Origin of the sequence: Streptomyces sp. NBC_01334 (assembly GCF_035983595.1) — a bacterium.
In the GTDB taxonomy this organism is placed as follows: domain Bacteria; phylum Actinomycetota; class Actinomycetes; order Streptomycetales; family Streptomycetaceae; genus Streptomyces; species Streptomyces coriariae.
This window is the reverse complement of the sequence record NZ_CP130718.1, coordinates 4,922,565-4,948,902: the sequence shown is the minus strand read 5'-3', so window position 1 is coordinate 4,948,902 and position 26,338 is coordinate 4,922,565. Positions and strand designations below refer to the sequence as shown.

At 70.7% G+C, this 26,338-nt stretch carries 18 protein-coding genes and 1 pseudogene; 10 read left to right on the top strand and 9 right to left on the bottom strand.

The genetic code is table 11. The features are described 5' to 3' along the window. Window positions 1-103: 103 nt before the first annotated feature. On the bottom strand, window positions 104-1,711 hold the full coding sequence (locus OG736_RS22165; protein ID WP_327183994.1) for a YibE/F family protein: 1,608 nt from the start codon (window positions 1,709-1,711) through the stop codon (window positions 104-106). 677 nt (window positions 1,712-2,388) lie between these two features. Here OG736_RS22165 and thiC point away from each other — a divergent pair. The 3 genes from thiC to OG736_RS22150 are packed head-to-tail and all read left to right on the top strand — an operon-like array spanning window position 2,389 to window position 6,782. Continuing rightward, window positions 2,389-4,215 (top strand): phosphomethylpyrimidine synthase ThiC, encoded by a 1,827-nt coding sequence (gene thiC, locus OG736_RS22160; protein WP_327183993.1) that lies wholly within the window; start codon window positions 2,389-2,391, stop codon window positions 4,213-4,215. A 51-nt stretch (window positions 4,216-4,266) separates the two neighbouring features. Beyond that, window positions 4,267-5,328 (top strand): hypothetical protein, encoded by a 1,062-nt coding sequence (locus tag OG736_RS22155; protein ID WP_327183992.1) that lies wholly within the window; start codon window positions 4,267-4,269, stop codon window positions 5,326-5,328. Beyond that, a complete protein-coding gene (locus tag OG736_RS22150) occupies window positions 5,325-6,782 on the top strand; it encodes a VWA domain-containing protein (protein WP_327183991.1) in 1,458 nt (485 codons plus the stop codon). The genes OG736_RS22155 and OG736_RS22150 overlap by 4 nt, the downstream gene beginning before the upstream one ends. Window positions 6,783-6,994: 212 nt before the next feature. Here OG736_RS22150 and OG736_RS22145 read toward each other — a convergent pair whose 3' ends face one another. From OG736_RS22145 to OG736_RS22135, 3 genes are all read right to left on the bottom strand, one after another. Then, on the bottom strand, window positions 6,995-7,870 hold the full coding sequence (locus OG736_RS22145; protein WP_327183990.1) for a hypothetical protein: 876 nt from the start codon (window positions 7,868-7,870) through the stop codon (window positions 6,995-6,997). A 204-nt stretch (window positions 7,871-8,074) separates the two neighbouring features. Next, window positions 8,075-9,160 (bottom strand): metallophosphoesterase, encoded by a 1,086-nt coding sequence (locus OG736_RS22140; RefSeq protein WP_327183989.1) that lies wholly within the window; start codon window positions 9,158-9,160, stop codon window positions 8,075-8,077. A 576-nt stretch (window positions 9,161-9,736) separates the two neighbouring features. Then, window positions 9,737-10,849 carry a LacI family DNA-binding transcriptional regulator gene (locus OG736_RS22135; RefSeq protein ID WP_078616089.1) on the bottom strand — a complete coding sequence of 371 codons (1,113 nt, stop codon included), beginning with the start codon at window positions 10,847-10,849 and terminating at the stop codon, window positions 9,737-9,739. Window positions 10,850-11,262: 413 nt separating this feature from the next. On the opposite strand from OG736_RS22135, the gene hisC reads away from it, so the two are divergent. The 7 genes and pseudogenes from hisC to OG736_RS22100 all read left to right on the top strand — a co-directional run bounded on the left by hisC (window position 11,263) and on the right by OG736_RS22100 (window position 22,281). Beyond that, window positions 11,263-12,342 carry a histidinol-phosphate transaminase gene (gene hisC, locus OG736_RS22130; protein ID WP_327183988.1) on the top strand — a complete coding sequence of 360 codons (1,080 nt, stop codon included), beginning with the start codon at window positions 11,263-11,265 and terminating at the stop codon, window positions 12,340-12,342. A gap of 166 nt (window positions 12,343-12,508) precedes the next feature. Continuing rightward, a complete protein-coding gene (locus OG736_RS22125) occupies window positions 12,509-14,017 on the top strand; it encodes a cytochrome ubiquinol oxidase subunit I (RefSeq protein ID WP_327183987.1) in 1,509 nt (502 codons plus the stop codon). A gap of 20 nt (window positions 14,018-14,037) precedes the next feature. Next, window positions 14,038-15,042: a cytochrome d ubiquinol oxidase subunit II gene (gene cydB, locus OG736_RS22120; protein WP_327183986.1), complete on the top strand. Its 1,005-nt coding sequence runs from the start codon at window positions 14,038-14,040 to the stop codon at window positions 15,040-15,042. Between the two features lie 93 nt (window positions 15,043-15,135). Continuing rightward, window positions 15,136-18,630, top strand: coding sequence for a thiol reductant ABC exporter subunit CydD (gene cydD / locus OG736_RS22115; RefSeq protein WP_327183985.1), 3,495 nt, complete (start codon window positions 15,136-15,138; stop codon window positions 18,628-18,630). Window positions 18,631-18,685: 55 nt separating this feature from the next. Further along, window positions 18,686-20,180: pseudogene (locus OG736_RS22110) on the top strand (sensor histidine kinase). A gap of 78 nt (window positions 20,181-20,258) precedes the next feature. Continuing rightward, window positions 20,259-21,314: a M23 family metallopeptidase gene (locus OG736_RS22105; RefSeq protein WP_327183984.1), complete on the top strand. Its 1,056-nt coding sequence runs from the start codon at window positions 20,259-20,261 to the stop codon at window positions 21,312-21,314. Window positions 21,315-21,414: 100 nt separating this feature from the next. Further along, the gene (locus tag OG736_RS22100) at window positions 21,415-22,281 is read left to right on the top strand and encodes an AraC family transcriptional regulator (protein ID WP_327183983.1); all 867 of its coding nucleotides are present in this window, start codon (window positions 21,415-21,417) and stop codon (window positions 22,279-22,281) included. Window positions 22,282-22,296: 15 nt separating this feature from the next. Here the strand turns inward: OG736_RS22100 and OG736_RS22095 are convergent, their stop codons facing one another. The 5 genes from OG736_RS22095 to OG736_RS22075 all read right to left on the bottom strand — a co-directional run bounded on the left by OG736_RS22095 (window position 22,297) and on the right by OG736_RS22075 (window position 26,332). After that, a complete protein-coding gene (locus OG736_RS22095; RefSeq protein WP_327183982.1) occupies window positions 22,297-23,184 on the bottom strand; it encodes a Cof-type HAD-IIB family hydrolase in 888 nt (295 codons plus the stop codon). A gap of 72 nt (window positions 23,185-23,256) precedes the next feature. Further along, window positions 23,257-24,159 (bottom strand): LLM class flavin-dependent oxidoreductase, encoded by a 903-nt coding sequence (locus OG736_RS22090; RefSeq protein ID WP_327183981.1) that lies wholly within the window; start codon window positions 24,157-24,159, stop codon window positions 23,257-23,259. 42 nt (window positions 24,160-24,201) lie between these two features. Beyond that, window positions 24,202-24,645: a hypothetical protein gene (locus OG736_RS22085; protein ID WP_327183980.1), complete on the bottom strand. Its 444-nt coding sequence runs from the start codon at window positions 24,643-24,645 to the stop codon at window positions 24,202-24,204. A 50-nt stretch (window positions 24,646-24,695) separates the two neighbouring features. Beyond that, window positions 24,696-25,259, bottom strand: coding sequence for an RNA 2'-phosphotransferase (locus OG736_RS22080; protein WP_327183979.1), 564 nt, complete (start codon window positions 25,257-25,259; stop codon window positions 24,696-24,698). A 122-nt stretch (window positions 25,260-25,381) separates the two neighbouring features. Further along, window positions 25,382-26,332, bottom strand: a complete 951-nt coding sequence (locus tag OG736_RS22075; RefSeq protein ID WP_327183978.1) for a MerR family transcriptional regulator — start codon at window positions 26,330-26,332, stop codon at window positions 25,382-25,384. Between the last annotated feature and the right edge of the window lie 6 nt (window positions 26,333-26,338).

Sequence of the window (26,338 nt, the reverse complement as noted above, 5' to 3'; positions counted from 1 at the left end):
CGCTTCTTCATGAGGTGGCGCAGGCGCCGAACGGCCCTGTCGAGCGGAGTGAGGCGTGCGCCCGAGTCGGCCGGTGTGGTCGGGACTCGGGCGCCCTTCCGCCTCAGCGCTTGCGCCGCCGGCCCCGGCCGCCCCGGGCCTGGGCGCTGCCCGCGGCCGCCGCCCCCGTCGCTCCCGCCGGCGCCGCAGGAGTCGCTTCCGGAGCCGTCACGGGCGCCTTCCCAGGGCCTGTCCGGTCGGCGGAGACCACCAGGGCCGCCAGGGCCGTGGTGACGGGCACGGAGGCGACCAGGCCGATCGAGCCCACCAGGGTGCGCACGATCTCCTCGGCGACCAGTTCGCTGTTGGCGACGGTGCCCACGCTGCTCTGCGCGATCGAGAAGAGCAGCAACAGCGGCAGCGCGGCGCCGGCGTAGGCGAGGACGAGCGTGTTGACCACGGACGCGATGTGGTCGCGGCCGATGCGAATGCCGGCCCGGTACAGGCCGCGCCAGCCCATCGCGGGGTTGGCCTCGTGCAGTTCCCAGACCGCCGAGGTCTGAGTGACCGTCACGTCGTCGAGTACGCCGAGCGAGCCGATGATGATGCCGGCCAGCAAGAGTCCGCTCATGTCGATCGACGGGTACAGGCCGTGGATCAGGCCGGTGTTGTCGTCCGTGTTGCCGGTCAGCGCGGCCCAGTCGATGAACAGCGAGCCGAGGATGCCGATCAGCAGCAGTGAGATCAGCGTGCCGAGCACCGCGACGGAGGTGCGCGCCGAGAGCCCGTGACAGAGATACAGCGCGATCAGCATGATGGCGCTCGAGCCCACCACCGCCACGACCAGTGGGTTCGATCCCTGGAGGATCGCGGGCAGTACGAAGAAGTTCAGCACCATGAAGCTGATGGCCAGCGCGACCAGCGCCATGACGCCCCGCAGCCGCCCGACGACCACGACGGCGACCGCGAAGATGATCGCCAGGACCGCCATGGGGATGCGGCGGTTCACGTCGGTGACCGAGTACTGGAGGTCCTTCGGCGCGGAGGGCTCGTAGGCGACCACGACCTTCTCACCCTGCTCCAACTGCCGTGACTGGTCGGGCTGGACGATCTCGGTGAACGTACGGCCCTTGTCGTCTCCGGTGTCCACCCGGATCGTGGCCCGCTTGCAGGTGCCGCCCGCCTGCTGCTGGGCGGCGGAGCCCTCGGCCGTGGAGGTGTCGCCGGTAGGGGTGTCGCCTGAGGCGTTCACCGACGCGCAGCTCAAGCTCACGACCTTGGTGACCGTGGCCTGTTGGGTCTGCCGGTCGAAGCCGACTCCGGTGCGTTCGTGCGCCGGGGCTCCGCCGGGCCACAGCACCACGAGCCCCACCAGTACCGCGGCTCCGAACGGGATGAGGATGGCCGCGATGACCTTGCGCAGGTGCTGGGAGACGGGGGCTGCCGGGCCGTGACTGTGGCTGTGCGAATGCCCGTGCCCGCCGTCGGAACCGGAGCCGTGCCCGTCACCCGGGCCATGGCCGTGCCCGCCGCCGTGCCCGCCGCCGTGGCCCTCGCCGGGACTGTTCCCGGGGCCGCCGCCATGACCACCGTCGTGGCTCTGCCCATGATCGTGTTCGCGGTCGAAGCCGTATCCGTCACCAGGGGCGGGACCAGAACCAGAACCAGGACCAGAGCCACGTTCAGGACGAGGGCCGGAACCATGGCCGGGGCTGTACTCCTGCTCGGGCACGGACCCGTCCCCGTATCCCTGGCCGCCCCCGTACCCCTGGTCGTTCCCGGGCCCTTGCTCGCTCCGGTATCCCCGGCCGGTCCCGGGCCCCGGACCGTTTCCGTAGGCCCGGCCGCCGCTCCCCGACCCTGACCCTGACTGCGCCACCGGCCCCGACTGCGCACCCGGCCCTGCCCCGCGACCCTCGACCGGGCCGGGTCCTCGACCGCCAGGGGTTCCGGCGCGTCTCAACCCGCCGAGCCCGCCTGCGTATCCCGGCCCGTGGTCGGGACTACGCGGGTGATCGTGACCGTTGCTGAAGTCGCCGTCGCCTCTGGGGCCGCTGCCAGAACCGCTGCCGGAGCCATTGCCGGGGCCGCTGTCGGCGCCCGGTCGGCGGGGCGGCTCGGGCGGCGGATACGGGGGCTGGTGTGTCGTGGTCACCGACCGATCATCGCAAGAACGACACGGGCCCTCTGTTCACCGCGCCAGAATTGACGCTAGCGTGGAGACAACCTTTGCACACGCGGGAGCTCGGAGCACCGGGCTGAGAGGGCGCTGACCTCCGTCTTCGCGATGTTTCACGTGGAACGTCTCTCGAATCGAGTGATGTTTCACATGAAACATCGGCAGGCGGTAGCCGCTGCGTCGACCGCCGAACCTGTTACCGGGTAATGCCGGCGTAGGGAGTAGGTCTCATGACCAACAAGGACGCACGCACGCCTGCCTTCACGCAGAACGCGACCAGCGAAAGCACGGTCGACGTGAATGCCTCGGAGGCCGGGAAGTCCATCGGCTGGCACAAGGGGTACGTCGAGGGCACTCGCCCCGATCTACAGGTGCCGGTTCGTCAGGTGCATCTCACCAACGGGCAGTCGGTCACCCTGTACGACACCTCCGGCCCGTACACCGATCCACTCGTCGAGACGGACGTCCGCAGGGGCCTGTCGCCGTTGCGCGAGAACTGGATCATCGCCCGGGGCGACACCGAGGAGTACGCGGGCCGCCCGGTCCGCCCCGAGGACGACGGCCTCAAGCACACCTCACCGCGCGGCGGTCTGCGCAACCTCGACGCGGTCTTCCCGGGCCGGCCGCGCCTACCGCGCCGCGGGCGGGACGGCGAGGCGGTCACCCAGCTCGCGTATGCGCGCCGGGGGGAGATCACACCCGAGATGGAGTTCGTGGCCATCCGGGAGAACGTTTCCCCCGAGGTGGTTCGCGAGGAGATCGCGGCGGGCCGCGCCGTACTGCCGGCCAACGTCAACCACCCGGAGATCGAGCCGATGATCATCGGCAAGCGGTTCCTGGTGAAGGTCAACGCCAACATCGGCAACTCGGCGGTGACGTCCTCCATCGAGGAGGAGGTCGAGAAGATGACCTGGGCGACCCGTTGGGGCGCCGACACGGTCATGGACCTGTCGACCGGTCGCAACATCCACACCACCCGCGAGTGGGTGCTGCGCAACTCCCCCGTCCCCATCGGCACGGTGCCGCTGTACCAGGCACTGGAGAAGGTCGACGGCCGCGCCGAGGAACTGACCTGGGAGATCTACAAGGACACTGTCATCGAGCAGGCCGAGCAGGGCGTGGACTACATGACGGTCCACGCCGGTGTCCGCCTTGCGTACGTCCCGCTCACCGCCAACCGCAAGACCGGCATCGTGTCCCGTGGCGGCTCGATCATGGCGGCCTGGTGCCTCGCGCACCACAAGGAGTCGTTCCTCTACGAGAACTTCGAGGAGCTCTGCGAGATCCTCGCCGCCTACGACGTCACGTACTCGCTGGGCGACGGCCTGCGGCCGGGTTCCATCGCGGACGCCAACGACGCTGCGCAGTTCGCGGAGTTGAGGACACTCGGGGAACTCAACCGGATCGCGAAGCGTTTCCATGTTCAGACGATGATCGAAGGCCCGGGCCATGTCCCGATGCACAAGATCAAGGAGAACATCGACCTTCAGCAGGAGATCTGTGATGAAGCTCCGTTCTATACGCTCGGCCCGCTGACGACGGACGTCGCGCCGGCGTACGACCACATCACCTCCGGCATCGGTGCCGCGATGATCGCATGGTGGGGCACGGCCATGCTCTGCTACGTCACGCCCAAGGAACATCTGGGCCTGCCCAACCGTGACGACGTCAAGACCGGCGTCATCACCTACAAGATCGCCGCCCACGCAGCCGACCTCGCCAAGGGGCACCCCGGTGCGCAGGAATGGGACGACGCGCTGTCCGACGCCCGCTTCGAGTTCCGCTGGGAGGACCAGTTCAACCTCGCCCTCGATCCGGACACGGCACGGGAGTTCCACGACGAGACACTCCCCGCGGAACCGGCGAAGACGGCGCACTTCTGCTCGATGTGCGGGCCGAAGTTCTGCTCGATGAAGATCAGCCAGAGCATCAACGAGCGGTTCGGCGGCGGGGCGGCCGACGGGGCCTCGGCGGAGGAGATCGCCGAGGGCATGCTGGAGAAGTCGAAGGAGTTCGCGGCGAGCGGGAACCGGGTGTACCTGCCGCTGGCTGACTGACGGACTCGGACCGGCGCTGTCCCTGGGACCCGAGGCCCGGGGACAGCGCCCATGCGCGACCGTCACGGAGAAGGAGACGACGTTGCTGCGATCGGGGGGAGAGGGACCTTGGAGTGGGTGAAGTCGACGGCGCCGGTCCGGTCGTTGGCCTGGCAGGGCGATGAGCTGGTCGATGCGGTGGGTGGCCGGGCGTGGAGCACCGATGGCGTGGAGCGCCGGACGGCCACCGATCATGGTCCAGGCTTCGACAGAAGCGTCGTCTCACCGTCCGGCCGCTACAGCGTCGTCCATGCGGAACGGGGGACCGAAGCGCTGTTGCTGGAGGGAACGCACCCCCTCCGTGCACTGACGCGCAGCCCGGATCACGCCGAGGACTACGACTACCCCGTGGCCCTGGGGGCCCTGAGGGACGGCAGGGAGATCCTGGTCCACTGTCCGGAGGAGTACAACGTTCTCCAGATCGAGGACGTGGTGTCAGGGCAGCGCCTCACCGCCGGCGCCCGCGAAGCGAAGGACGTGTTCCATTCCCGGCTGTCGGTGAGCGGGGACGGCCGGCATCTGCTGGTGGCCGGCTGGGTGTGGCATCCGTACGGAATCGTCGAGGTCTTCGATCTGGAGAGCGCCTTGGCGAACCCGGCCGTACTGGACGGGCGCGGGGTGTTGCCGACGCAGCCGGGGATCGACGCCGAGGTGGAGTCGGCCTGCTGGCTCGACGACGACCGACTGGCGGTGGCGACCGGAGACGAGTTCCTCGACGAAGAGGGGGGCGCCTCGCTCGGACGCCGTCGGATCGGAGTGTGGTCACTGTCCCAGCACGCGTGGCTGCACCGAAGCTCTGTCGATTTCGAGGTCGGCACGCTGCTCGCGGGTGGTGGTCGCGTCGTCTCCCTGCACGGGCACCCTCGGCTGATCGACGTCATCACCGGTGAAGTGCTGGCGGAGTGGCCCGAGGTGAAGGTGTCGCGCCGCGTGGGTGCCTTTGGCGTCACCCACATACCGACACCGGTCGCGGCTCTGCGTCCCGACGGCACGCTCTTGGCGGTCGCCCAGGAGGAAAGGATCTCGCTCGTTCGGTTGCCCCAGAGCGTCGGCTCGGCAGACTTGCCTCCATGACAGCGCGATCCCTGAGCAAGGGTGCCAATCTGCCGGTCGACGTGCCGGACGTACGGGTCGAACTCAGCTGGGCCGAAGGGGCCGGTGGGCCGGACATCGATGCCTCGGCCTTGCTGCTGGCGCAGGACGGACGGGTGCGTGACGACAGGGACTTCGTCTTCTACAACCAGCCGCTGCACGCGTCCGGCGCCGTACGGCACGTCGGCAAGCGGAGCGAAGCCGGTGTCCTGACCGACACCGTCCAGGTGGACCTCCGCTCACTGGAGGGCGCCATCACGCGTGTGGTGCTGTGCGCGTCGGCCGACGGGGGAACGTTCGGCCAGGTGACCGGCCTGACGTTGAGACTCCTCGGTGGGGACGGGCGCGCCGAAGTGGCCCGCTTCGAGATGCAGGCCGACACGGAGACGGCGTTCATCGCCGGTGAGCTGTACCTGCGCGAGGGGCGCTGGAAGTTCCGGGCGGTCGGGCAGGGGTACGCCTCCGGGCTGGCGGGGGTGGCCAGGGACTTCGGGATCACGGTCGACGACGAGCCGGAGCAGCCCGCCACCCCACCGAACCGCCCCGCGGCCACTCCTCCGAACCGCCCAGCGGTCGCCCCACCTGCAGTCGCCTCACCCGCGGTCACCCCACGGACCATCGCCCCACCTCCGATCACCCCACCGGCAGCCACCCCACCGTCGGGCCCCCGTCTGGCCAAGGGGGAGGAGCGGCTGCCCGTCGACATGCGTAAGCGGCTGTCGCTGCGCAAGGAGCAGGTCGCCGTCAGTCTGAGCAAGCGGGGGGCGGTGGGGATCAGCGCGCGGGTCGTGCTCGTCCTCGATGCCTCCGGGTCCATGGCGTTCCTGTACTCACGCGGTGTGGTGGCGGACGTCGTGGAACGCATGGCCGCGGTGGCGGCAGAGCTCGACGACGACGGCGAGATGCAGGCCTGGACCTTCGCCAGCGATGCCGCCCGCCTTCCCGACCTGCGGTTGGGCGAGCTCCCCGAGTGGCTGCGGCTGCATGTGCGGGTGGGTGAGATGAGTCTCTTCCGGCGGGGCAAGAAGCCGCGCAAGGGGATGGAGCCGGGGCAGGTCGACATGCGCTCGGTCGGCATCCAGAACGAGGAGCAGAAGGCGATCTCCCAGGTCAGGTCGTATGTGCGGGAGAATCCGGCGGCCGCCCCGACGTTGGTGCTGTTCTTCTCCGACGGAGGGGTCTACCGCGACGCGGCGATCGAGCGGGAGCTGCGGGCGGCGGTCGAGGAGCCGATCTTCTGGCAGTTCGTGGGGCTCGGCCGGTCCAACTACGGCGTCCTGGAGCGGTTCGACACACTGCCCGGACGCCGCGTCGACAACGTGGGCTTCTTCTCCGTGGACGACATCAGCACCCTCCCGGACCAGGAGCTCTACGACCGGCTGCTGTCCGAGTTCCCCAGCTGGGTCACCGCGGCCGGCCGGGCGGGCATTCTCTGACCGGATGCGCGGATGCGCGGATGCGCGGATGCGCGGATGCGCGGACGTGCGACTCCGGGCTGCCACCCCTGTGACTCCGACCCGCACAGGGCAGCACTGAGCCCCGCGGGGCTGCACCGACCCGTGGGGCGGCTCTCCGCCAGAGCCGTCCGGCGCCCGGCGTACGGCTTGCGCTCCCCTCGGCGGGGTCGGCGGGGGCGCAAGCCGAGTGCCTATTCCGGCTGGTGTTCCGGGCCGCCGAAGTCCGGGCTGCTGTAGTCCGGGCTGCTGAAGCTCGGGCGCGGGCCGGTCGAACGGCCGTCGTCCGGGCTGCTGAACCCCGGGCGGTCATAGCCGATCTTCGGGAGGCGGTTGGTGGGGGCCGGGGGCGCCGGGTCGGTGTGCAGGGCGGCCGCCGTGCCGGGATCGGCGAGGGCCTCCCGGAGGAACGGCAGGATGCCGCGTTCCAGCAGGGCATCTCGCCAGGCTTCCCTGGCCTGGTCGACCTCCTCGCTCAGTTCGCCGTACGGTCCGGCCTCCAGGGAGGGACGGTTGCGCAGGGCGGTGAGCAGCAGCGCGACGGTGGCGACGAGGATCGCGGCCACGGCCACGGCCCCGAACGTCCAGCCGGCGGTGACCATGGTCCGGGCGAACGCCTGCTCGGGGTCCAGCACCCTGAGGAGGTAGCCGACGAGCAGGAAGATCACCGCGGCGGTCCCGGCGAGGACAGGGGTGAGGACGGCGGCGACGGCGCCCGCCCCGGCGGCTTCGGCGGCCTGGGCCGCCTCCCCCATGGTGGTGGCGAGCCCCATCGCGGCCGCGCCCGGCTCCGCGGAGCCGGTCTCGGACGGAGACGACGGGGTGGACGGCGCGGGGTGGCGCAGTTCCTCGCGGACCTTCACGTAGTGCTGGTACTCGGCCGCCGCGGCCACCGTGATGAGTGCGGAGGCGTTGAGTGCCATGGTGCGCAGTTGTTCGGGGTTGAGCCGCTGTCCGACTGCGGCCAGTTCCGGGTGGTGTGGGGCGGAGCGCAGCGCCTCGTCGAGGATCCGCTCGTACTCCTGGCGGTCCTCGCTGTTCAGGTGCTGCGGAACGCTGTTCATCTGCATCCCCCGATGCTCCGTAGGGCTTGGGGCTCGCATGCCAACGAGCCGTCGGGCAGAAACGGAGGGGAGCCTGCTACGGATAACCCGATGGTAGAGCGGTGACGGCATGAGGTGACAGGGGGTTTGCCGAAATTGGCCCCTGGCCTGCGATGTCGCCGACGGCTCCACAGTGGGGTACTTCTGCCCCGGGAACTGCCCCGGGAATGCTCAGATTTCCAGGGGCAGTTGCTGGACCAGCAGTTTTCCGGCCATCGTCACGCCGCCGTCCATCGCGATGGCCAGCCCGTCCGCGTAGACGTGCGGTCCCTCGACGTGCGGACCGCCGTTGTCCTCACCGTCCTCGGAGCCGACTTCGCCGAGCAGGTAGGGAATCGGGCTGTGTCCGTGAACGATGCGGGTGCCGCCGTACGTATCGAGCAGGGAGCGTACGGCGTCGGCGCCGCCCTCGTCGCGGAAGGAGAAGCGCTTGGTGAACTTGCGGAACAGATCCCACACCTCGTCCGCGTCGTTGCGCGTGATCGTCTCGCGGACGGTGTCGTTGACCGCCTCGATCGAGTCGCCGTAGTCGAGGTAGGCGGTGGTGTCGGAGTGCACGAGCAGGTGGCCGTCGACCTCCTCGACCGCGTCGAGGCGGGCCATCCACTGGAGGTGGTGATCCTGAAGACGGTCCATGTCGTACTTCTGGCCGCCGTTGAGCAGCCAGGCCGCCTGGAAGGTGGCGGTGCCCGCGCCGGAGTTGACGGGCGTGTCGCCGAAGCGCTTGGCGCCGAGCAGCAGCAGTTCGTGGTTGCCCATGAGGGCCTTGCAGTACCCGCCGGCCGCGGCGGCCTCGGCGGACAGCCGCATGACGAGGTCGATGACGCCGATGCCGTCCGGGCCGCGGTCGGTGAAGTCACCGAGGAACCACAGCCGGGCGGTGCCCGCGCACCAGTTGCCCGCGGAGTCGACCAGACCCTTCTCCTGAAGCGCGGCCACCAGTTCGTCGAGGTAGCCGTGGACGTCGCCGACGACGAACAGCGGTCCCGGGCCGGTCGCGGCCGGCGGAGCCTGGACGGCTGCCGGGTCAACGGTCACCTGGAGGGTGTCGCCGCGCCGATTGATGACGGGCAGGTCGCGCTGGGTGGGTGTGTAGCCGTCCGGGTGCTCCAGCGGCTCTTCGAGAGGCGGCGCGACATTGCCCGGTTCCGTGCCGGGGTCGTACGGACCGGTCTCGTGGACGTACGCGGGCACCCGGAAGTCGCGCAACGTCGCCGTCCGCTCCACCTCGGGTCCCTGACCGGCCCCCTGAGTCATCAGACCCCTCCACCATCGCGCCGCATCTGCACCCTTCGGGCTGCCTGGTCGCAGCGGCCCGCGGTGCCGTGCGTCCATCATAGGAATGCGGATCGTGCCGTGTGATGTCCCAGGGGTGGTGAATCGGAGCAAGGCTCCAGTTCATCGCGGCTTTCGCCCCGATTGGGCCGGGCTTCGGCAGTCCGCACTCACCTGGCGCGCGCCTCGCCCGCACCCGACCCCTACCCCCGCGGGCTGCTCCGTCGGACGGAGCGGGGGACGGCATCGGCCGGGCAAGGGTGCTTTCGGCGGCCGGAGCGAGGTCGACGGGACGGCCGTGACCGACGCGACGTCTGATGTCTCCAGCACCGCCGGAATTCGCCCGTACGTGCCTCCCGCCAACCTTCGTTGACGCGGCCCGCCGGCCCGCCCACACAGCCTCGGACCGCCCCCACACCCCGGACTGCCCGGCCCGCCCGCCTCAGCTGCCGCGAACGGACCTCACCCCCACCCCTCCCGCCGCCCCTCGCACAGGCCGCCGCTCCCCACGAACCGTGTGCCATGGCGTCGGCGTCGGCTGTGGGGAGCGGCGGCGGGCTACTTCTCTTCCGGCGCCCGCGGTGGGCTGACCGTGGTCCGAGGGGGGCGTCGCTGCGAAGAGGTGCGTACGAACAGTTCGGTCGGTATGACCTGCTCGACCGGGCGGTCCGCTTCCTCGCCCTCGATGGCGTCGATGAGGAGTTGCACGACCGCCGTACCGATGCGGCGCGGCTTCAACGAGAGGGTCGTGACGGGCGGCTCGGTGTTGGCGTACACCGTGGACTCGCTGCAACAGACGATCAGCAGGTCCTCGGGGACCCGCAGCCCGTAGCGGCGGGCCGCGGCGAGCAGGTCGGTGCCGTTGGGGTCGAACAGTCCGTAGACGGCGTCGGGGCGGTCGGGGCGGGCCAGCAGCCGGTCGGCGGCCACGGCGCCCGCGCACGGGTCGTGCGCGGGGTAGGCCTCGTAGACCGGATCCTGACCGACCCGCTCGCACCACCGCAGGTACGCGCTGGTCGACAGGTGTGTGTACGTGTCCGTGGTGGTGCCGGTGAGGAGGCCGATGCGGCGGGCGCCGGCGTCGGCCAGGTGGTCGAGGATGTCGAGGACGGCGGCCTCGTGGTCGTTGTCCACCCACGCGGTGACCGGGAGCGTGCCGGCCGGGCGGCCGTCGGAGACGACCGGTAAGCCCTGCCGGACCAGCTCGCTGACCACCGGATCCTGGTCGGACGGGTCGATGACGACCGTGCCGTCCAGAGCCACGTTGGACCAGACGTCGTGGCGTGAGGTCGCGGGGAGGATGACGAGCGCGTAGCCGCGGGCGAGCGCGGCCGAGGTGGCGGCGCGCGCCATCTCCGCGAAGTATGCGAACTCGGTGAAGGTGAAAGGTTCATCCCCGTAGGTCGTCACGGTCAGGCCGATGAGGCCCGACTTGCCGGTACGGAGGGTTCGGGCCGCCGCCGAGGGGCGGTAGCCGAGTCGGTCGGCGACCTCGCGGACATGGCGTCGGGTGGCATCCGGAAGCCTGCCCTTGCCGTTGAGGGCGTCGGAGACGGTCGTGATGGAGACTCCGGCGGCGGCGGCCACGTCCCTGATGCCCGCCCGGCCCGGCCGGCTGCCTCGGCGTGAGGTTTCCGCGCGGCTCACCTGGTGCTTCCCTGCTGCTGTCATGGCGAGCCGATAGTAGGGCTCTTCCGGTGGGGTAGGGCGGACGCATATGCACGCATTGACAGGCACGTTTCTGCAAGGCCAAATGGGGTCAAGTGCCTTGGAAAGAAAGGTAGTTGACTCCGTCAATACCAAGACGTGACGCGTCGGCACGGATGAGCCTGCCAACGCACCGATGTTTCGAAGAGGTCTCAACTCACCTGCACGAGGGATGCGCGCCACGGAGTGCACTACCGGCGCGTAGATATATGTGCAGCGCGCCCCCTGACGCGTACGCCTTCGTGCGGCTTCGTCCTCAGAAGTCGCAGAGGTCCCTCCGTTTCAGGCGCCGGTCCCTGCTCAGCTGTACGCACCCGCGTCGAATCCTCATAAGGTGAGCAGTATTGAACCCGGTGGTGGTCACGAGGAGGACTGCGGTGAGCGAGACGAGCCCCAAGCTGCGCGCCGAGCTGGAGGGGATCCCCACCTACAAGCCGGGCAAGCCGGCCGCGGGCGGTGGTCCGGCGGCCTACAAGCTGTCCTCCAACGAGAACCCCTATCCGCCGCTGCCGGGCGTGATGGAGTCGGTGACGGCGGCGGCCGCCTCCTTCAACCGTTACCCGGACCTGGCCTGCACGGTGCTGATCAAGGAGCTGTCCGAGCGGTTCGGCGTCCCCGCCTCCCACCTGGCCACCGGCACCGGCTCGGTCGGTGTCGCCCAGCAGCTGGTCCAGGCCACCTCGGGCCCAGGCGACGAGGTGATCTACGCCTGGCGGTCCTTCGAGGCCTATCCGATCATCACGCAGATCAGCGGCGCGACCGCGGTGCAGGTGCCGCTGACGCCGGGGGATGTGCACGACCTGGACGCGATGGCCGACGCGATCACCGAGCGGACCCGGCTGATCTTCGTCTGCAATCCCAACAACCCCACGGGCACCGTGGTGAAGCGGGCCGAGCTGGAACGGTTCCTCGACCGGGTGCCGCGTGACGTGCTGGTCGTGCTCGACGAGGCGTACCGGGAGTTCATCCGCGACCCCGAGGTGCCGGACGGCGTGGAGCTGTACCGGAAGCGGCCCAACGTCTGTGTCCTGCGGACCTTCTCCAAGGCCTACGGCCTCGCCGGCCTGCGCATCGGTTTTGCCATCGCCCACGAGCCGGTGGCGGAGGCCCTGCGCAAGACGGCGGTGCCGTTCGGTGTGAGCCAGCTCGCGCAGGAGGCCGCGATCGCCTCGCTGCGTGCCGAGGACGCGTTGCTCGGCCGGGTCGGTTCCCTGGTGTGCGAGCGCCTCCGGGTGGTCGAGGGGCTGCGCGCGCAGGGCTGGACGGTGCCCGAGACCCAGGCCAACTTCGTGTGGCTGCGGCTCGGCGAGCACACGGTCCCCTTCGCTGCCGCGTGTGAGCGGGCGGGCGTCGTGGTGCGGCCGTTCCCGGGCGAGGGCGTGCGGGTGACGATCGGGGAGAACGAGGCGAACGACATCTTCCTGAAGGTGACGGAAGGGTTCCGCAAGGAGCTCTAGCGAGTCGACTGCGCCGGTTTCGGCTGTTCAGCAGGGGTCACAGGGGGGTTTCCGCGGGTAGGCGGGGACCCCCCTTCGCCTATCGAATATCGGTACGTCATACTAGCTTGTGAATGTGAACGCTTTCACAAGCGTGATCCACGAGCGTGAGGTAAGGAGTGACGACGTGGACCTGGCTCTGGCGCCGGAGACCCTGGCGCGCTGGCAGTTCGGCATCACCACCGTCTACCACTTCCTCTTCGTCCCCCTGACGATCTCCCTCGCGGCCCTCACCGCCGGGCTGCAGACCGCCTGGGTGCGCACGGAGAACGAGAAGTACCTCAGGGCGACGAAGTTCTGGGGCAAGCTCTTCCTGATCAACATCGCGATGGGTGTCGTCACCGGCATCGTGCAGGAGTTCCAGTTCGGCATGAACTGGTCCGACTACTCGCGCTTCGTCGGAGACGTCTTCGGCGCCCCGCTCGCCTTCGAGGCCCTGATCGCCTTCTTCTTCGAGTCCACCTTCATCGGCCTGTGGATCTTCGGCTGGGACAAGCTGCCGAAGAAGATCCACCTGGCCTGCATCTGGATGGTCTCGATCGGCACGATCCTGTCGGCGTACTTCATCCTCGCGGCCAACTCGTGGATGCAGCACCCCGTCGGCTACCGGATCAACAAGGAGAAGGGGCGGGCCGAGCTCACCGACTTCTGGGCCGTACTGACCCAGAACACCGCGCTCAGCCAGGTCTTCCACACCATGTCCGCGGCCTTCCTCACCGGTGGCGCCTTCATGGTCGGCATCGCCGCCTTCCACCTGTACCGCAAGAAGCACATCCCGGTGATGAAGACCTCGCTGCGGCTCGGCCTGATCACCGTGGTCATCGCCGGCCTGCTCACCGCCATCAGCGGTGACACCCTCGGCAAGGTCATGTTCAAGCAGCAGCCGATGAAGATGGCCGCCGCCGAGGCCCTGTGGGACGGTGAGGCGCCGGCGCCGTTCTCGGTCTTCGCCTACGGCGACGTCGAGAAGGGGCACAACAAGGTCGCCATAGAGATCCCGGGCCTGCTGTCCTTCCTCGCGAACGACGACTTCAGCTCGTACGTCCCCGGCATCAACGACGTGAACAAGGCCGAGCAGGAGAAGTACGGCCCCGGCGACTACCGGCCCAACATCCCCGTCGCCTACTGGGGCTTCCGCTGGATGATCGGCTTCGGCATGGCGTCCTTCACGCTCGGCCTGGCGGGACTCTGGCTCACCCGCAAGAAGTTCCTGCTGCCGCAGCACCTGAGGGTCGGCGAGGACGAGGTGCCGCACGTGGTCCTGTTCAGGAACAAGGCGCTCAGCCCGAAGCTCACCAAGCTCTACTGGCTGGCAGCGATCTGGACGCTGGGCTTCCCGCTGATCGCCAACTCCTGGGGCTGGATCTTCACCGAGATGGGCCGTCAGCCCTGGGTCGTCTACGGCGTCCTCCAGACCCGTGACGCGGTATCCCCCGGGGTCTCCCAGGGCGAGGTCCTCACGTCGATGATCGTCTTCACGGCGCTCTACGCGGTCCTCGCCGTCATCGAGGTCAAGCTGCTGGTGAAGTACGTGAAGGCCGGCCCGCCCGAGCTCACCGAGGCCGACCTCAACCCGCCCACGAAGATCGGCGGCGACTCCCGTGACGCCGACAAGCCGATGGCCTTCTCCTACTAGGCCGAGGGAGCTGCACAGTCATGGAACTGCACGACGTCTGGTTCGTCCTGATCGCCGTCCTGTGGACCGGCTACTTCTTCCTGGAGGGCTTCGACTTCGGGGTCGGCATCCTCACCAAGCTGCTCGCGCGTGACCGCCCCGAGCGGCGGGTGCTCATCAACACCATCGGGCCCGTCTGGGACGGCAACGAGGTGTGGCTGCTCACCGCGGGCGGTGCGACCTTCGCCGCCTTCCCCGAGTGGTACGCCACGCTCTTCTCCGGCTTCTACCTGCCCCTGCTGCTCATCCTGGTCTGTCTGATCGTTCGGGGCGTCGCCTTCGAGTACCGGGCGAAGCGGCCCGAGGAGAACTGGCAGCGCAACTGGGAGACCGCGATCTTCTGGACCTCGCTCCTTCCCGCGTTCCTGTGGGGCGTCGCCTTCGGCAACATCGTGGGGGGCGTCAAGATCGACCAGGACTTCGAGTACGTGGGCAATGCCTGGGACCTGCTCAACCCGCACGCACTGCTGGGAGGTCTGGTGACCCTGACGCTGTTCACCTTCCACGGTGCGGTGTTCACGGCGCTCAAGACCGTCGGCGATATCCGGGAACGGGCGCGGAAGCTGGCGCTGAAGGTGGGGCTCGCCGCCGCGGTGTTCGCTTCGGTCTTCCTTCTGTGGACGCAGATCGACAGTGGTGACGCCAAGAGTCTGGTCGCCCTGGTCGTGGCGGTCGGCGCCCTGGTCGCGGCGCTCGTGGCGAACCAGGCGGGCCGTGAGGGCTGGTCGTTCGCGCTCTCCGGCGTCACCATCGTGGCCGCCGTGGCGATGCTCTTCCTGACGCTCTTCCCGAACGTCATGCCCTCCACGCTCGACGAGAACTGGAGCCTCACGGTGACCAACGCCTCGTCCAGCCCGTACACCTTGAAGATCATGACCTGGTGCGCGGGGATCGCCACGCCGATCGTGCTGCTCTACCAGGGGTGGACGTACTGGGTGTTCCGCAAGCGGATCGGTACGCAGCACATCGCCGAGGCTGTGCACTGAGTCTGATGTGGGGTGTGTTTCACGTGAAACACACCCCATGAGGACAAAGCGTGTTTCACGTGAAACATGCTTTTTGAGAAGAGGGTGTTTCACGTGAAACCGATCGACCCGCGCCTCCTCCGGTACGCCCGCGCCACCCGCCTCTTCCTGGTGGCGGTCGTCGGTCTGGGTGCCGTCGGAGCGGTCCTGGTCATCGCGCAGGCGATGCTCATCGCCGAGGTCGTGGTGGGGGCCTTCCAGCACGGTCTGCCCCTCGTCGAACTGCGCACCCCCCTGATGCTGTTGGTGGCCGTGGCGGTCGGCCGGGCGCTGGTGGCCTGGCTCACCGAACTCGCCGCGCACCGCGCGAGTGCCGCCGTGAAGTCGGAGCTGCGGGGTCGGCTGCTGGAGCGAGCCACCGCGTTGGGGCCGAACTGGCTCAGTGGCCGGCGTACCGGTTCGCTGGTCGCCCTCGCCACGCGGGGCGTGGACGCCCTCGACGACTACTTCTCCCGCTATCTGCCGCAGTTGGGGCTGGCGGTGGTCGTACCGGTCGCGGTGCTCGCCCGGATCGTGACCGAGGACTGGGTGTCCGCCGCGATCATCGTCGGCACCCTGCCCCTGATCCCGGTCTTCATGGTGCTGATCGGCTGGGCCACCCAGTCGCGGATGGACCGTCAGTGGCGGCTGCTGTCGCGGCTGTCCGGCCACTTCCTGGACGTTGTCGCCGGGCTGCCCACGCTCAAGGTGTTCGGGCGGGCCAAGGCGCAGGCCGAGTCGATCCGGCGCATCACCGGCGAGTACCGGCAGGCGACCATGCGGACGCTGCGGATCGCCTTCATCTCGTCGTTCGCCCTGGAGTTGCTGGCGACGCTCTCGGTGGCTCTGGTGGCCGTGACGATCGGCATGCGCCTCGTGCACGGTGAGATGGACCTGTACATCGGCCTGGTGATCCTCGTGCTCGCGCCGGAGGCGTATCTCCCGCTGCGGCAGGTCGGGGCGCAGTACCACGCGGCCGCCGAGGGGTTGGCTGCCGCCGAGGAGATCTTCGAGGTGCTGGAGACACCGGCACCGGCGTTGGGCACGGTCGCGGTGGCCGAGGGAGGGGTGACCTTCGAGGGCGTGACCGTCCGCTACCCCGGGCGCTCCGCCGACGCCGTCACGGACGTGTCGTTCACCGTGGAACCCGGGGAGACGGTCGCGCTGGTCGGACCGAGCGGTGCGGGCAAGTCGACCCTGCTGAACGCGCTGTTGGGGTTCGTGCGGCCGACCGCGGGCCGGGTGCTGGCCGGGGGAGTCGACCTCGCGTCGGCCGACCTGGAGCAGTGGCGCTCTCGGATCGCGTGGGTGCCGCAGCGCCCGCACCTCTACGCCGGGACGATCGACGAGAACGTACGGCTGGCGCGTCCCGACGCCGACGACGCGGCCGTACGCCGGGCGCTGGCGGACGCGGGAGCGCTGGAGTTCGTCGAGGCGCTGCCCGCCGGCCCCGACACGGTGCTCGGCGAGGACGGGGCAGGGCTGTCCGCCGGACAGCGGCAGCGGCTGGCGTTGGCCAGGGCGTTCCTCGCCGACCGGCCCGTGCTGTTGCTGGACGAGCCGACGGCCGCGCTCGACGGGGAGACCGAGGCGGAGGTGGTGGCGGCCGTGCGGCGACTCGCGGCCGGTCGGACCGTCCTGCTGGTCGTGCACCGGCCGGCGCTGCTGGCGGTGGCGGACCGTGTGGTGCGGCTGGCCGAGGTCGTGGCCGAGGCGTCCGTGCCCGTGGGCGCCGCGCCCCAGAACGCTCCCGCCCCGTCGGAAGAGGCGGCCGCTCTGCCTGTCGGCGGTGAGTGCGGGACGGGGCTCGTCGTGACCGGCGGTGGCGTCCTCGCGCGAGTCCGCGCCATGGCCGGTGCCCGACGCGGCCGGCTCGCCCTCGCGCTGCTGCTCGGCAGCCTCGCCCTCGGCAGTGCCGTGGGCCTCATGGCCACCTCCGGATGGCTCATCTCGCGGGCCTCGCAGCAGCCACCGGTGCTGTACCTGATGGTGGCCGTGACGGCGACCCGTGCCTTCGGTATCGGGCGGGCGGTGTTCCGGTACGCGGAGCGGCTCGTGTCGCACGACGCCGTGCTGCGGATGCTGGCCGACACCCGGGTCGCGGTCTGGCGCCGGCTGGAGCGGCTGGCGCCCGCGGGGCTGCGCTCGACCCGGCGAGGCGATCTGCTGACGCGGCTCGTCGCCGATGTGGACGCCCTCCAGGACTACTGGCTGCGCTGGCTGCTGCCCGCCGGTTCCGCCGTCCTCGTCTCGGCCGGGTCCGTCGCGTTCACGGCGTGGCTGCTGCCCGAGGCCGGGGCGGTGCTCGCCGCCGGGTTGCTGACGGCCGGGATCGGCGTTCCGATGGTCACCGGTGCCGTGGCGCGCCGGGCCGAACGGCGGCTCGCCCCCGCCCGAGGGGTGCTCGCCACCCGCACGGCCGACCTGCTCACCGGCACCGCCGAGCTGACCGTCGCGGGCGCGTTGCCCGTCCGTACCGCGGGGGTGCGCGCGGCCGACTCCGTGCTCACCCGGATCGCCTCGCGCGCGGCGACCGCCACCGCCCTCGGCGACGGACTGACCGCGCTCGTCTCCGGGCTGACCGTCACGGCCGGCGCCCTGGTGGGCGCCCAGGCCGTCGCCGACGGGCGGCTGAGCGGCGTGACCATGGCCGTGGTCGTCCTCACCCCGCTGGCCGCCTTCGAAGCCGTCCTGGGGCTGCCCCTGGCCGTGCAGTACCGCCAACGGGTGCGCAGGAGCGCCGAGCGGGTGTACGAGGTCCTGGACTCCCCCGAGCCCGTGCGCGAGCCGGAGAGTCCCCGTCAGGCGCCCGCGTCGCCCTTCCCGCTGGTCCTGCGGGGGCTGGCCGCCCGGCATGCCGGGCAGGGCCGGGACGCACTCGCCGGGGTCGGCCTCACCCTGACGCAGGGGCGCCGGATTGCCGTCGTCGGGCCCTCGGGCTCCGGCAAGACCACGCTCGCGCAGGTGCTGCTGCGTTTCCTGGACGCCGACGCGGGCTCGTACACGCTCGGCGGGGTGGACGCGCAGGCCCTCGACGGCGACGACGTACGCCGGCTCGTCGGGCTGTGCGCGCAGGACGCGCACCTCTTCGACAGCTCGGTCCGCGAGAACCTCCTGCTCGCGAAGAAGGGGGCGGACGTGGAGGAGCTGCGGGACGCGCTGGCGCGAGCCCGGTTGCTGGAGTGGGCCGAGGGTCTGCCCGATGGGCTCGACACGCTCGTGGGCGAGCACGGCGCCCGGCTCTCCGGTGGACAGCGGCAGCGGCTCGCGCTGGCGCGGGCGCTGCTCGCCGACTTCCCCGTCCTGGTGCTCGACGAGCCGGCCGAGCATCTGGACCTGCCGACCGCCGACGCTCTCACCCAGGACCTGCTGGCGGCCACCGAGGGTCGTACGACCCTGCTCATCACCCACCGGCTGGCCGGTCTCGAGGCGGTCGACGAGGTGATCGTGCTGGACGAGGGACGGGTGGTGCAGCGGGGTTCCTACGCGGCCCTGGTGGCGGTGGAGGGACCGTTGCGGAGGATGGCCGAACGGGAGGAAGCCACGGAGCTGTTGGTGGCGGCGCGATGACCTGCCGCGCCCGGTCCGACTTTCCGTGACGAACAGGGCTTATTGGGCTCGGGGAGTGTCCACGGATCCACTTTCCGCTCGCCTGCCGGAACTGCGCTCCACCCTGGAGCGGATCTGCGAGACCGCCGTGGAGTCGACCCGGGCCCGGTACGCGCTGATCGGGGTCAGCGGCGAGGGCCACGACGGTCCGACCGACGTCGTCTTCCACGCTGTCGACGAGGCGACCGCCCGCCGTGTCGGCCGACTGCCCGACGGGCACAGCGGGTTGCGCCTGCCGATCCGGGTCCACGGGGAGGTCTTCGGCACCCTCAGTGTGGCGGAGCAGCGGGACGGGCGGCCGTTCGACGATCAGGACGTGGACACGGCCCGGGAGCTGGCCACCGAGGCGGGCATCGCCATCGGCAACGCCCGTCTGTACGAGGCCGCTCAGCAGCGCGAACGGTGGATCGACGGTTCGGTCGCTCACCACGGCGCTGCTGTCCGGCGGGGACGTCCACGACGCCCTCCAGGTGGTCGCCGAACAGGCCCGCGGGTTGTCCCGTTCGGCCGCCGGGGTCGTGCTGCTGCCCGCCGACGAAGGCGGCCTGGAGATCGTCGCCGTGGCCGCGGACCGGCCGTCGACGATGCTCGGCGAGGTCGTCCCGCCGGACAGCGAGATCGTCACCGAACTCCTCGAGGGGCAGGCGGTGTTCGTGGCGGACGCCGCCGACGACCCGCGCACGCTCACGGCGTCCGCACGAGGCTACGGGCCGATCATGCTGCTCCCCCTCCAGAACGACGGGTGCGTTCTCGGCGCCCTGGTCATCCTGCGCACCCGCGGGGAAAGGCCGTTCGGCGAGGACGAGCGCGGCCTCGCCGTCCAGTTCGCCTCACAGGCCGCGCTCGCGCTGATGATGGCCGAGGCGCAGCGTGACCGGGAGCGGCTCGCGGTGTTCGAGAACCGCGACCGCATCGCCCGTGACCTGCACGATCTCGTCGTCCAGCGGCTGTTCGCGACCGGGGTGATGCTGGAGAGCGCCCAGCGCGGGTCCGTCGTGCCCGAGGTGCGGGAGGGCGTCGGCAAGGCCGTCGACGAACTCGACGTCACCATCCAGGAGATCCGTACGGCGATCTTCGCGCTCCAGCAGGGTCCCGCCGAGACGCCGGCCGGGCTGTGCACGCGGGTGCTGCGCGAGATCGACACGGTGGCCGTGCCGCTCGGCTTCACGCCGTCGCACCGGTTCGTCGGGCCGGTCGACACCCTGGTCGGCGACCTCACCGGCAAGAACCTCGTCGCGGCTCTCCGGGAGGCCCTCTCCCACGCCTTCCGGCACGCGGCCGCCTCCCGTGTCGACGTCGTCGTCGACGCGACGGCGGCCCTCCCCGACGGCCGGCCGGGTGTGCGGCTGACCGTCGCCGACGACGGGGTGGGCATCCCCGACGGCGGCCGGAGCAGCGGTCTGCGGAACCTGCGGCGGCGTGCCGAGTCGCTCGGCGGCGACAGCGCGTACGGCCCGGGCATCGGGGCGGACGGCGCCGGTACGACGGTGGTGTGGCAGGCGCCGTACTGAGCCATCAGGGGCGGGGTGTCCCCCAGGCGTACGACTTGAACAGGACCGGGGACCGGTGGCCGGGTCACGATCGCTGACATGCGCTCACCTCGCGGTCGTGTCCTGCTCGTTCCGGTTCTGCTGTGCGTGTCCGGGCTGCTCGCGACCCGGCCCACGGCCGCCGAGGGGGAGCCCGGCGACGGCTCGGACTCGCGGATCAGTGCGCAGGTGGCCCGGCTGTACGAGGACGCTGCGGTGGCGACGCAGCGGTACGAGGCGGGGCGGCGCGAGGCGGAGACGCAGCGGGGGCAGGCCCGGCGGGCGGAGGAACTCCTCACCCGTGAGCGGCGGGAGATCGCCGTGCTGCGCGAGGACCTGGGCCGTATCGCCCGCGCCCAGTACCGCGGCGGTGGCGGCCTGCCGGTCGTCGCGCAGCTGGTCCTGGCGGGCAGCCCCGACGAGCTGATGCGCGGCCAGCACGTCTTCTCGCAGGCGAACCTCGCCGTCGACAACGCGATCGGCAAGAACCGGCGGGCGGAGGCACGGCTGGCCGCCGACGAGGCGAAGGCCGTCGAGGCATGGCAGGCCGTGGAGCAGCATGCCCGGGAACTCGCGCGGCTGAAGAAGGACATCGACGACAAGCTCGAGCAGGCACGATGGCAGTTGCAGGGCCGGGCGGACGCCTCGGTGGCGGCGGGCTCCTGCCGCGGTGCCGTGCGCCTGGACCAGCCGCCGACGCACTTCGTGGGCGACTGGGTCGCACCGGTCGAGACGTACGCCCTGTCCGCGTCGTACGGCAGCGGTGGCACGCGCTGGGCGAACCGGCACACCGGGCAGGACTTCGCGGTGCCGATCGGGACGCCGGTACGGGCGGTCGGCGCGGGCCGCGTGGTGCGGGTCTCGTGCGGGGGCGCCTTCGGGATCGAGGTCGTGGTGCGGCATTCCGACGGCTACTACACGCAGTACGCGCACCTCGCCGCCGTCACCGTCGACCAGGGCGACAAAGTAGCCACCGGGCAGTGGATCGGGCAGTCGGGCACCTCGGGGAACTCGACCGGCCCACACCTGCACTTCGAGGTGCGGGTCACGCCCGACGCGGGCTCGGCGCTCGACCCGGTGCCCTGGCTGGCGGCACGCGGAGCGCCGGTCGGCTGAGGCTCTTCCTGCGCACCCGACCTGATCGGGCACAGGATGTCGGGTCCGGCCGGATGTCCGCCGCCTAGCGTGGTGAGCGCAACAGCGGAAGGAGACCGGAGTGCTGGAGCGGCTCAACCAGGCCATGGAGTACGTCGAGGACCACCTCGACGAGCCGATCGACGTGTCGGCGCTGGCACACTGCGCGGCCACCTCGGAGTACCACCTGCGCCGGATGTTCTCCGCGCTCGCCGGCATGCCTTTGTCGGAGTACATCCGGCGCAGGCGGCTGACCGTAGCGGGCGCCGAGGTGCTCGCCGGAGGGGACTCGCTGCTGGAGATCGCGGTGCGCTACGGCTACGGCTCGGGTGAGGCGTTCGCCCGGGCGTTCCGTGGCGTGCACGGCGTCGGGCCGGGCGAGGCCCGCCGTACCGGCGCCGCGCTCGTCTCCCAGCCCCGGCTGGCCTTCCGCCTCACTGTCGAAGGGAGCAGCAGCATGCGCTATCGCGTCGTGGACCGACCGGCGTTCACCGTCGCCGGCGTCAAGGCCCGGGTGCCCTTGGTGCACACGGGGCCGAACCAGGTGATCATCGACTTCGTCCGCGGGATCGACCGGCAGGTCCTGGAGCGTCTGGAGAAGCTGTCGGACCAGGAGCCACAGGGCATCGTCGCGGTCTGCGACGACCTGGATCCGAGCCGGGCCGAGGGCACCGAACTCGACTACTACCAAGGGGTGATCACTTCCGCGGCCGCTCCCGAGGGCACGACCGCCCTGGCCGTGCCGGCCGGCACCTGGGCCGTCTTCACCACGTCCGGGCCGGCGCCGCAGGCCATCCAGGAGCTGTGGCGGGACGTGTTCACGCAGTGGTTCCCGTCCAACCCGTGCCGCAGCCGCCCCGGCCCGGAGATCCTGCGCACCCGGCTGTCACCGGACGGGACCGAGGCCGACGCCGAACTGTGGCTGCCGGTGGAGCGGGAGCAGGGTTGACGTCCTTCGGGGGAGCTATGCCCGCTCGGCGATCAGCTGCTCGATGACGACGGCGACCCCGTCCTCGTTGTTGGCGACGGTCTGCCCGGAGGCCGCCGCGAGCACGTCCGGGTGCGCGTTGCCCATCGCGTACGACCGGCCGGCCCAGGTGAGCATCTCGACGTCGTTCGGCATGTCGCCGAACGCGACGACCTCCTCGTGGGAGATACCGCGTTCCGCGCAGCACAGGGCGAGCGTGCTGGCCTTGGAGACGTCGGGGCCGCTGATCTCCAGCAGGGCGCTGGGGCTGGAGCGGGTGACGTTGGCGCGGTCGCCGATGGCCAGCCGGGCGAGGGTGAGGAAGGCGTCGGGGTCGATCGTGGGGTGGAACGCGAGGATCTTCAGCACCGGCTCGTCGGCCCCGGGCGCGTCCGGCGCCAGCAGTCGCTCGGCCGGCGCGAGGGTGTCGGGTATCTCCATGTGCATCTTGGGATACTCCGGCTCCTGGTAGAAGCCGTACGTCTGCTCGATGGCGTACATGGTGCCGGGCGCCGCCTCCCGCAGCAGCCGTACGGCGTCCAGCGCGTTCTCCCGCGCCAGCTCGCGCACCTTCACGAACCGGTGGGCGCCGGGGCCGCCGTGCAGGTCGACCACGGCGGCGCCGTTGCCGCAGATCGCCAGGCCGTGCCCGTGGACGTGCGCGCTGACGACGTCCATCCAGCGGGCCGGGCGGCCGGTGACGAAGAAGACCTCGATGCCGGCCTCCTCGGCGGCGGCGAGGGCGGCGACCGTGCGCGGGGACACCGACTTGTCGTCGCGCAGCAGAGTGCCGTCGAGATCGGTGGCGATCAGCCGGGGCGGGAGGGCGGCGGCCGGGGTCTCGGGCTGTCGAGTCGCTGAGGTCACCGGGCCATTCTCGCGCATATGCCTGCACGGTCGGGCGCGAGCCCGCACACATGAGACGCCGCCGGGGGCGCGGACGGCCTGATGCCGAGGTCAGCGCAGTTGCGCCGGGGCCTCCATGGCGATCTGCTCGAAGATCTTCTCGTCCGCGGCGAAGACGGAGTCGGCGATGGGCCAGTGCACCACGATCTCCGTGAAGCCGAGCTCCCGGTGCCGGCCCGCGAAGTCGACGAAGGCGTCCAGGGACTCCAGCGGACGCCCGCGGTCCGGGGTGAACCCGGTGAGCAGGATCTTGTCCAGCTCCTGTGTGTCCCGCCCGATCTCGGCACAGGTGTCGGTGAGCTTCTCCACCTGGCCGCGAATGGCCTGAACCGACTGCTCGGGGGTGCCGCTCTCGTAGAGCTTGGGGTCGCCCGTGGTCACCCAGGCCTGTCCGTACCGCGCGGCGAGCCGCAGCCCGCGGGGGCCGGTCGCGGCGACCGCGAAGGGCAGCCGGGGGCGCTGGACGCAGCCGGGGATGTTGCGTGCCTCGTGCGCCGAGTAGTGGTCGCCCTCGTACGACACGGAGTCCTCGGTGAGCAACCGGTCCAGCAGCGGTACGAACTCGGCGAGGCGGTCGGCCCGCTCACGCGGGGTCCACGGTTCCTGGCCGAGGGCGGTGGCGTCGAAGCCGGTGCCGCCCGCGCCGATCCCCAGGGTCACCCGGCCGGCGGAGACATCGTCCAGGGAGATCAGTTCCTTGGCGAGGGTCACCGGGTGCCGGAAGTTCGGCGAGGTCACCAGCGTGCCCAGACGCAGCCGGTCGGTGACGGCCGCTGCGGCGGTCAGTGTCGGGATCGCGCCGAACCACGGCCCGTCACGGAAGGTGCGCCAGGACAGGTGGTCGTAGGTGTACGCGGTGTGGAAGCCGAGCTGCTCGGCCCGTGTCCAGGTGGAACGGCCTCCCTCGTGCCAACGCAGGTGCGGGAGGATCACGGTGCTCAGACGCAGACTCATGTCATCGAGCGTATGCGGACGAGCGTGTTTCACGTGAAACAGTCACCGTACGCGTCCGCCCAGCCACGGGCTGAGGCCGACCAGGATGAACTCCTTGTGCACGCGGTCGTGCGGCAGCGGCACCATCAGGAAGTGGGCGGGCGGAAAGCGCCGGATCTTCACCCAGGCGTGGCCGTCGTAGAGAGCGCGGAGAAAGGCGGGGACGTCGTCGCGGTCGACGTCGGGGCACTCCACTCCGTCGACGGTGATCAGGGCGTCGTCGTCGGGGTAGAGCCGCACGCTCACGCTCGGGCGGCCGCCGAGTTCGACGTAGGCCTCGTGCGGCAGCGAGCCGTCCGGGTCGACGGTGACGCCGACGCCGGCGGAGGTGCGGCGGGAGGTCTGATCGGCGCCGATGTCGTGGGTGACCTCGATCTCGAGCGAGTACTGGGCGGCGATCGACCGGAGGGCGGTGACCGCGGCCTCAGTGGTGGGGAGGTGGTCCATACCTGTGATCATGCCGAAGGAAGACGTGGCGCGGCAGCCGAAGCCGCGCCTCAGTGCCGCTCGGGAAAGCGCAGGTACCGCGCGGGCACGGCCTTCGTCAGCCACACCCCGTTGGCGCTGACCTGGAAGACATGGCCGTCACGGTGCATGGCCTCCGCGTCGACGGCGAGGACCACGGGGCGGCCCCGGCGCGCTCCGACCCGGGTCGCGGTCTCCCGGTCGGCCGAGAGGTGCACGTCGTGCCGGTTCATGGGCCGCAGCCCCTCGGCGCGGATCGCGTCCAGGGAGCGGGCCACCGTCCCGTGGTAGAGGTACGACGGCGGGGTCGCCGGGGGCAGCCCGAGGTCGACCTCGACGCTGTGGCCCTGGCTGGCGCGGATCCGGGTGCCGTCTATCGCGAAGCGCTTCTTGTCGTTGGCGGCCACGACGTGGTCCAACTCGTCCCGGGTGAAGCGGAAGCCGTGGGCGGCGCAGGCCGCGATCAGTTCGTCGATCTCCACCCAGCCGGCCTCGTCGAGCGTGAGGCCGATCCGCTCGGGCTGGTGCCGCAGGTGCTTCGAGAGGTACTTCGACACCTTCACGGTGCGTCTCTCGTCCCGGTCCATTTCGTTCATCCACTCAGCATGACGCGGGAGACGCAGATCACGCACTTTGTTTTGCGACTCAGGTTTGGTCCACAGCCAACTGTAGTTATCCACAGGCAAGTTGGTGATTCTGTGGACAACTGGCCGCCGCTTCAGCTCTCTTCGTCAAGATCATCTGACGCCGCATGACTTGAGACGAGGTGGTCCAAGGCGCGGGCGCGCAACTCCCGTTCGGCCGCGAGCGCAAGAAAACCCGCGGCATGCTCCGGGCCAACCAGTGCCTCCACGGCACGCATTGTCTCCACCGGAACCGGCACCGTCCGTGTCCCGGACAGGGGCGGCGGGGGATCGCCCGCCCCGAGGTGTCGACGCAGGTGATGACCGGCGAACAGGCGCATGGCCCGCGCCAGTTCAGCGTCCACGGTCTGCCGGGCGAGCGGGCGCAGCCGTCGGACGAGCGAGGCCGCCTCGGCCGCGTCGGCGTCGGTCGGACGGTGCGGTCCGTCGAGACAGCGCGCGAAGACATGCTCGGTGGTGAACTCCAGGAAACGGGCGGCGATCTGCTCGACCTGACCCCTCAACTCCCGCAGATGGGAGGTGATCGCGCCCAGCGGAACCCCGGCAGCATGCAACTCCACGGCCACCGCGAGCTCTTGGGGACTGGGTACGAGGAAGACGTCCTCGTCACCGGGGACGGGTTCCAGCACGCCGAGGGCCACGGCCTCGGCGATCGCCCCGTCGTCGGCGGTGCCCCCGAAGCGGGCGGTCAGGTCGGAGCGGGAGACGCGGGAGGGCTCCTCGTCGGTCCACGGACCGTCCACCTCGGCGACCAGCCCCAGGACACCGCCCAGGCCACGGCCGGTGTCGTGGGCGTCCAGGAGTTCCTTGACGGAGGCGAGGGTGTAGCCGCGATCCAGGAGGTCGGCGATCTGGTGGAGCCGGGTGCGATGGGCGTCGGAGTAGTGGTTGGCCCGCCCCTGACGCTCGGGGCGGGGGAGCAGACCCCGGTCCTGGTAGGCGCGGATGGTGCGGACGGTGGCGCCGGTGAGATGCGCCAGCGTCTCTATGCGGTACGGGGGCCGGGCGGGCGGGTCGGTGGTCAAGGCGTC

Excerpts from the sequence above, each read along its gene's own strand:
- OG736_RS22080 (WP_327183979.1), bottom strand. The coding sequence starts at position 25,259 with ATGAACGAAATGGACCGGGACGAGAGACGCACCGTGAAGGTGTCGAAG.
- OG736_RS22145 (WP_327183990.1), bottom strand. The coding sequence starts at position 7,870 with ATGCAGATGAACAGCGTTCCGCAGCACCTGAACAGCGAGGACCGCCAG.
- OG736_RS22095 (WP_327183982.1), bottom strand. The coding sequence starts at position 23,184 with ATGCGCGAGAATGGCCCGGTGACCTCAGCGACTCGACAGCCCGAGACC.
- cydB (WP_327183986.1), top strand. The coding sequence starts at position 14,038 with ATGGAACTGCACGACGTCTGGTTCGTCCTGATCGCCGTCCTGTGGACC.
- OG736_RS22090 (WP_327183981.1), bottom strand. The coding sequence starts at position 24,159 with ATGAGTCTGCGTCTGAGCACCGTGATCCTCCCGCACCTGCGTTGGCAC.
- OG736_RS22155 (WP_327183992.1), top strand. The coding sequence starts at position 4,267 with ATGCGCGACCGTCACGGAGAAGGAGACGACGTTGCTGCGATCGGGGGG.
- OG736_RS22140 (WP_327183989.1), bottom strand. The coding sequence starts at position 9,160 with ATGACTCAGGGGGCCGGTCAGGGACCCGAGGTGGAGCGGACGGCGACG.
- OG736_RS22150 (WP_327183991.1), top strand. The coding sequence starts at position 5,325 with ATGACAGCGCGATCCCTGAGCAAGGGTGCCAATCTGCCGGTCGACGTG.
- OG736_RS22085 (WP_327183980.1), bottom strand. The coding sequence starts at position 24,645 with ATGGACCACCTCCCCACCACTGAGGCCGCGGTCACCGCCCTCCGGTCG.
- thiC (WP_327183993.1), top strand. The coding sequence starts at position 2,389 with ATGACCAACAAGGACGCACGCACGCCTGCCTTCACGCAGAACGCGACC.
- OG736_RS22105 (WP_327183984.1), top strand. The coding sequence starts at position 20,259 with ATGCGCTCACCTCGCGGTCGTGTCCTGCTCGTTCCGGTTCTGCTGTGC.
- OG736_RS22135 (WP_078616089.1), bottom strand. The coding sequence starts at position 10,849 with ATGACAGCAGCAGGGAAGCACCAGGTGAGCCGCGCGGAAACCTCACGC.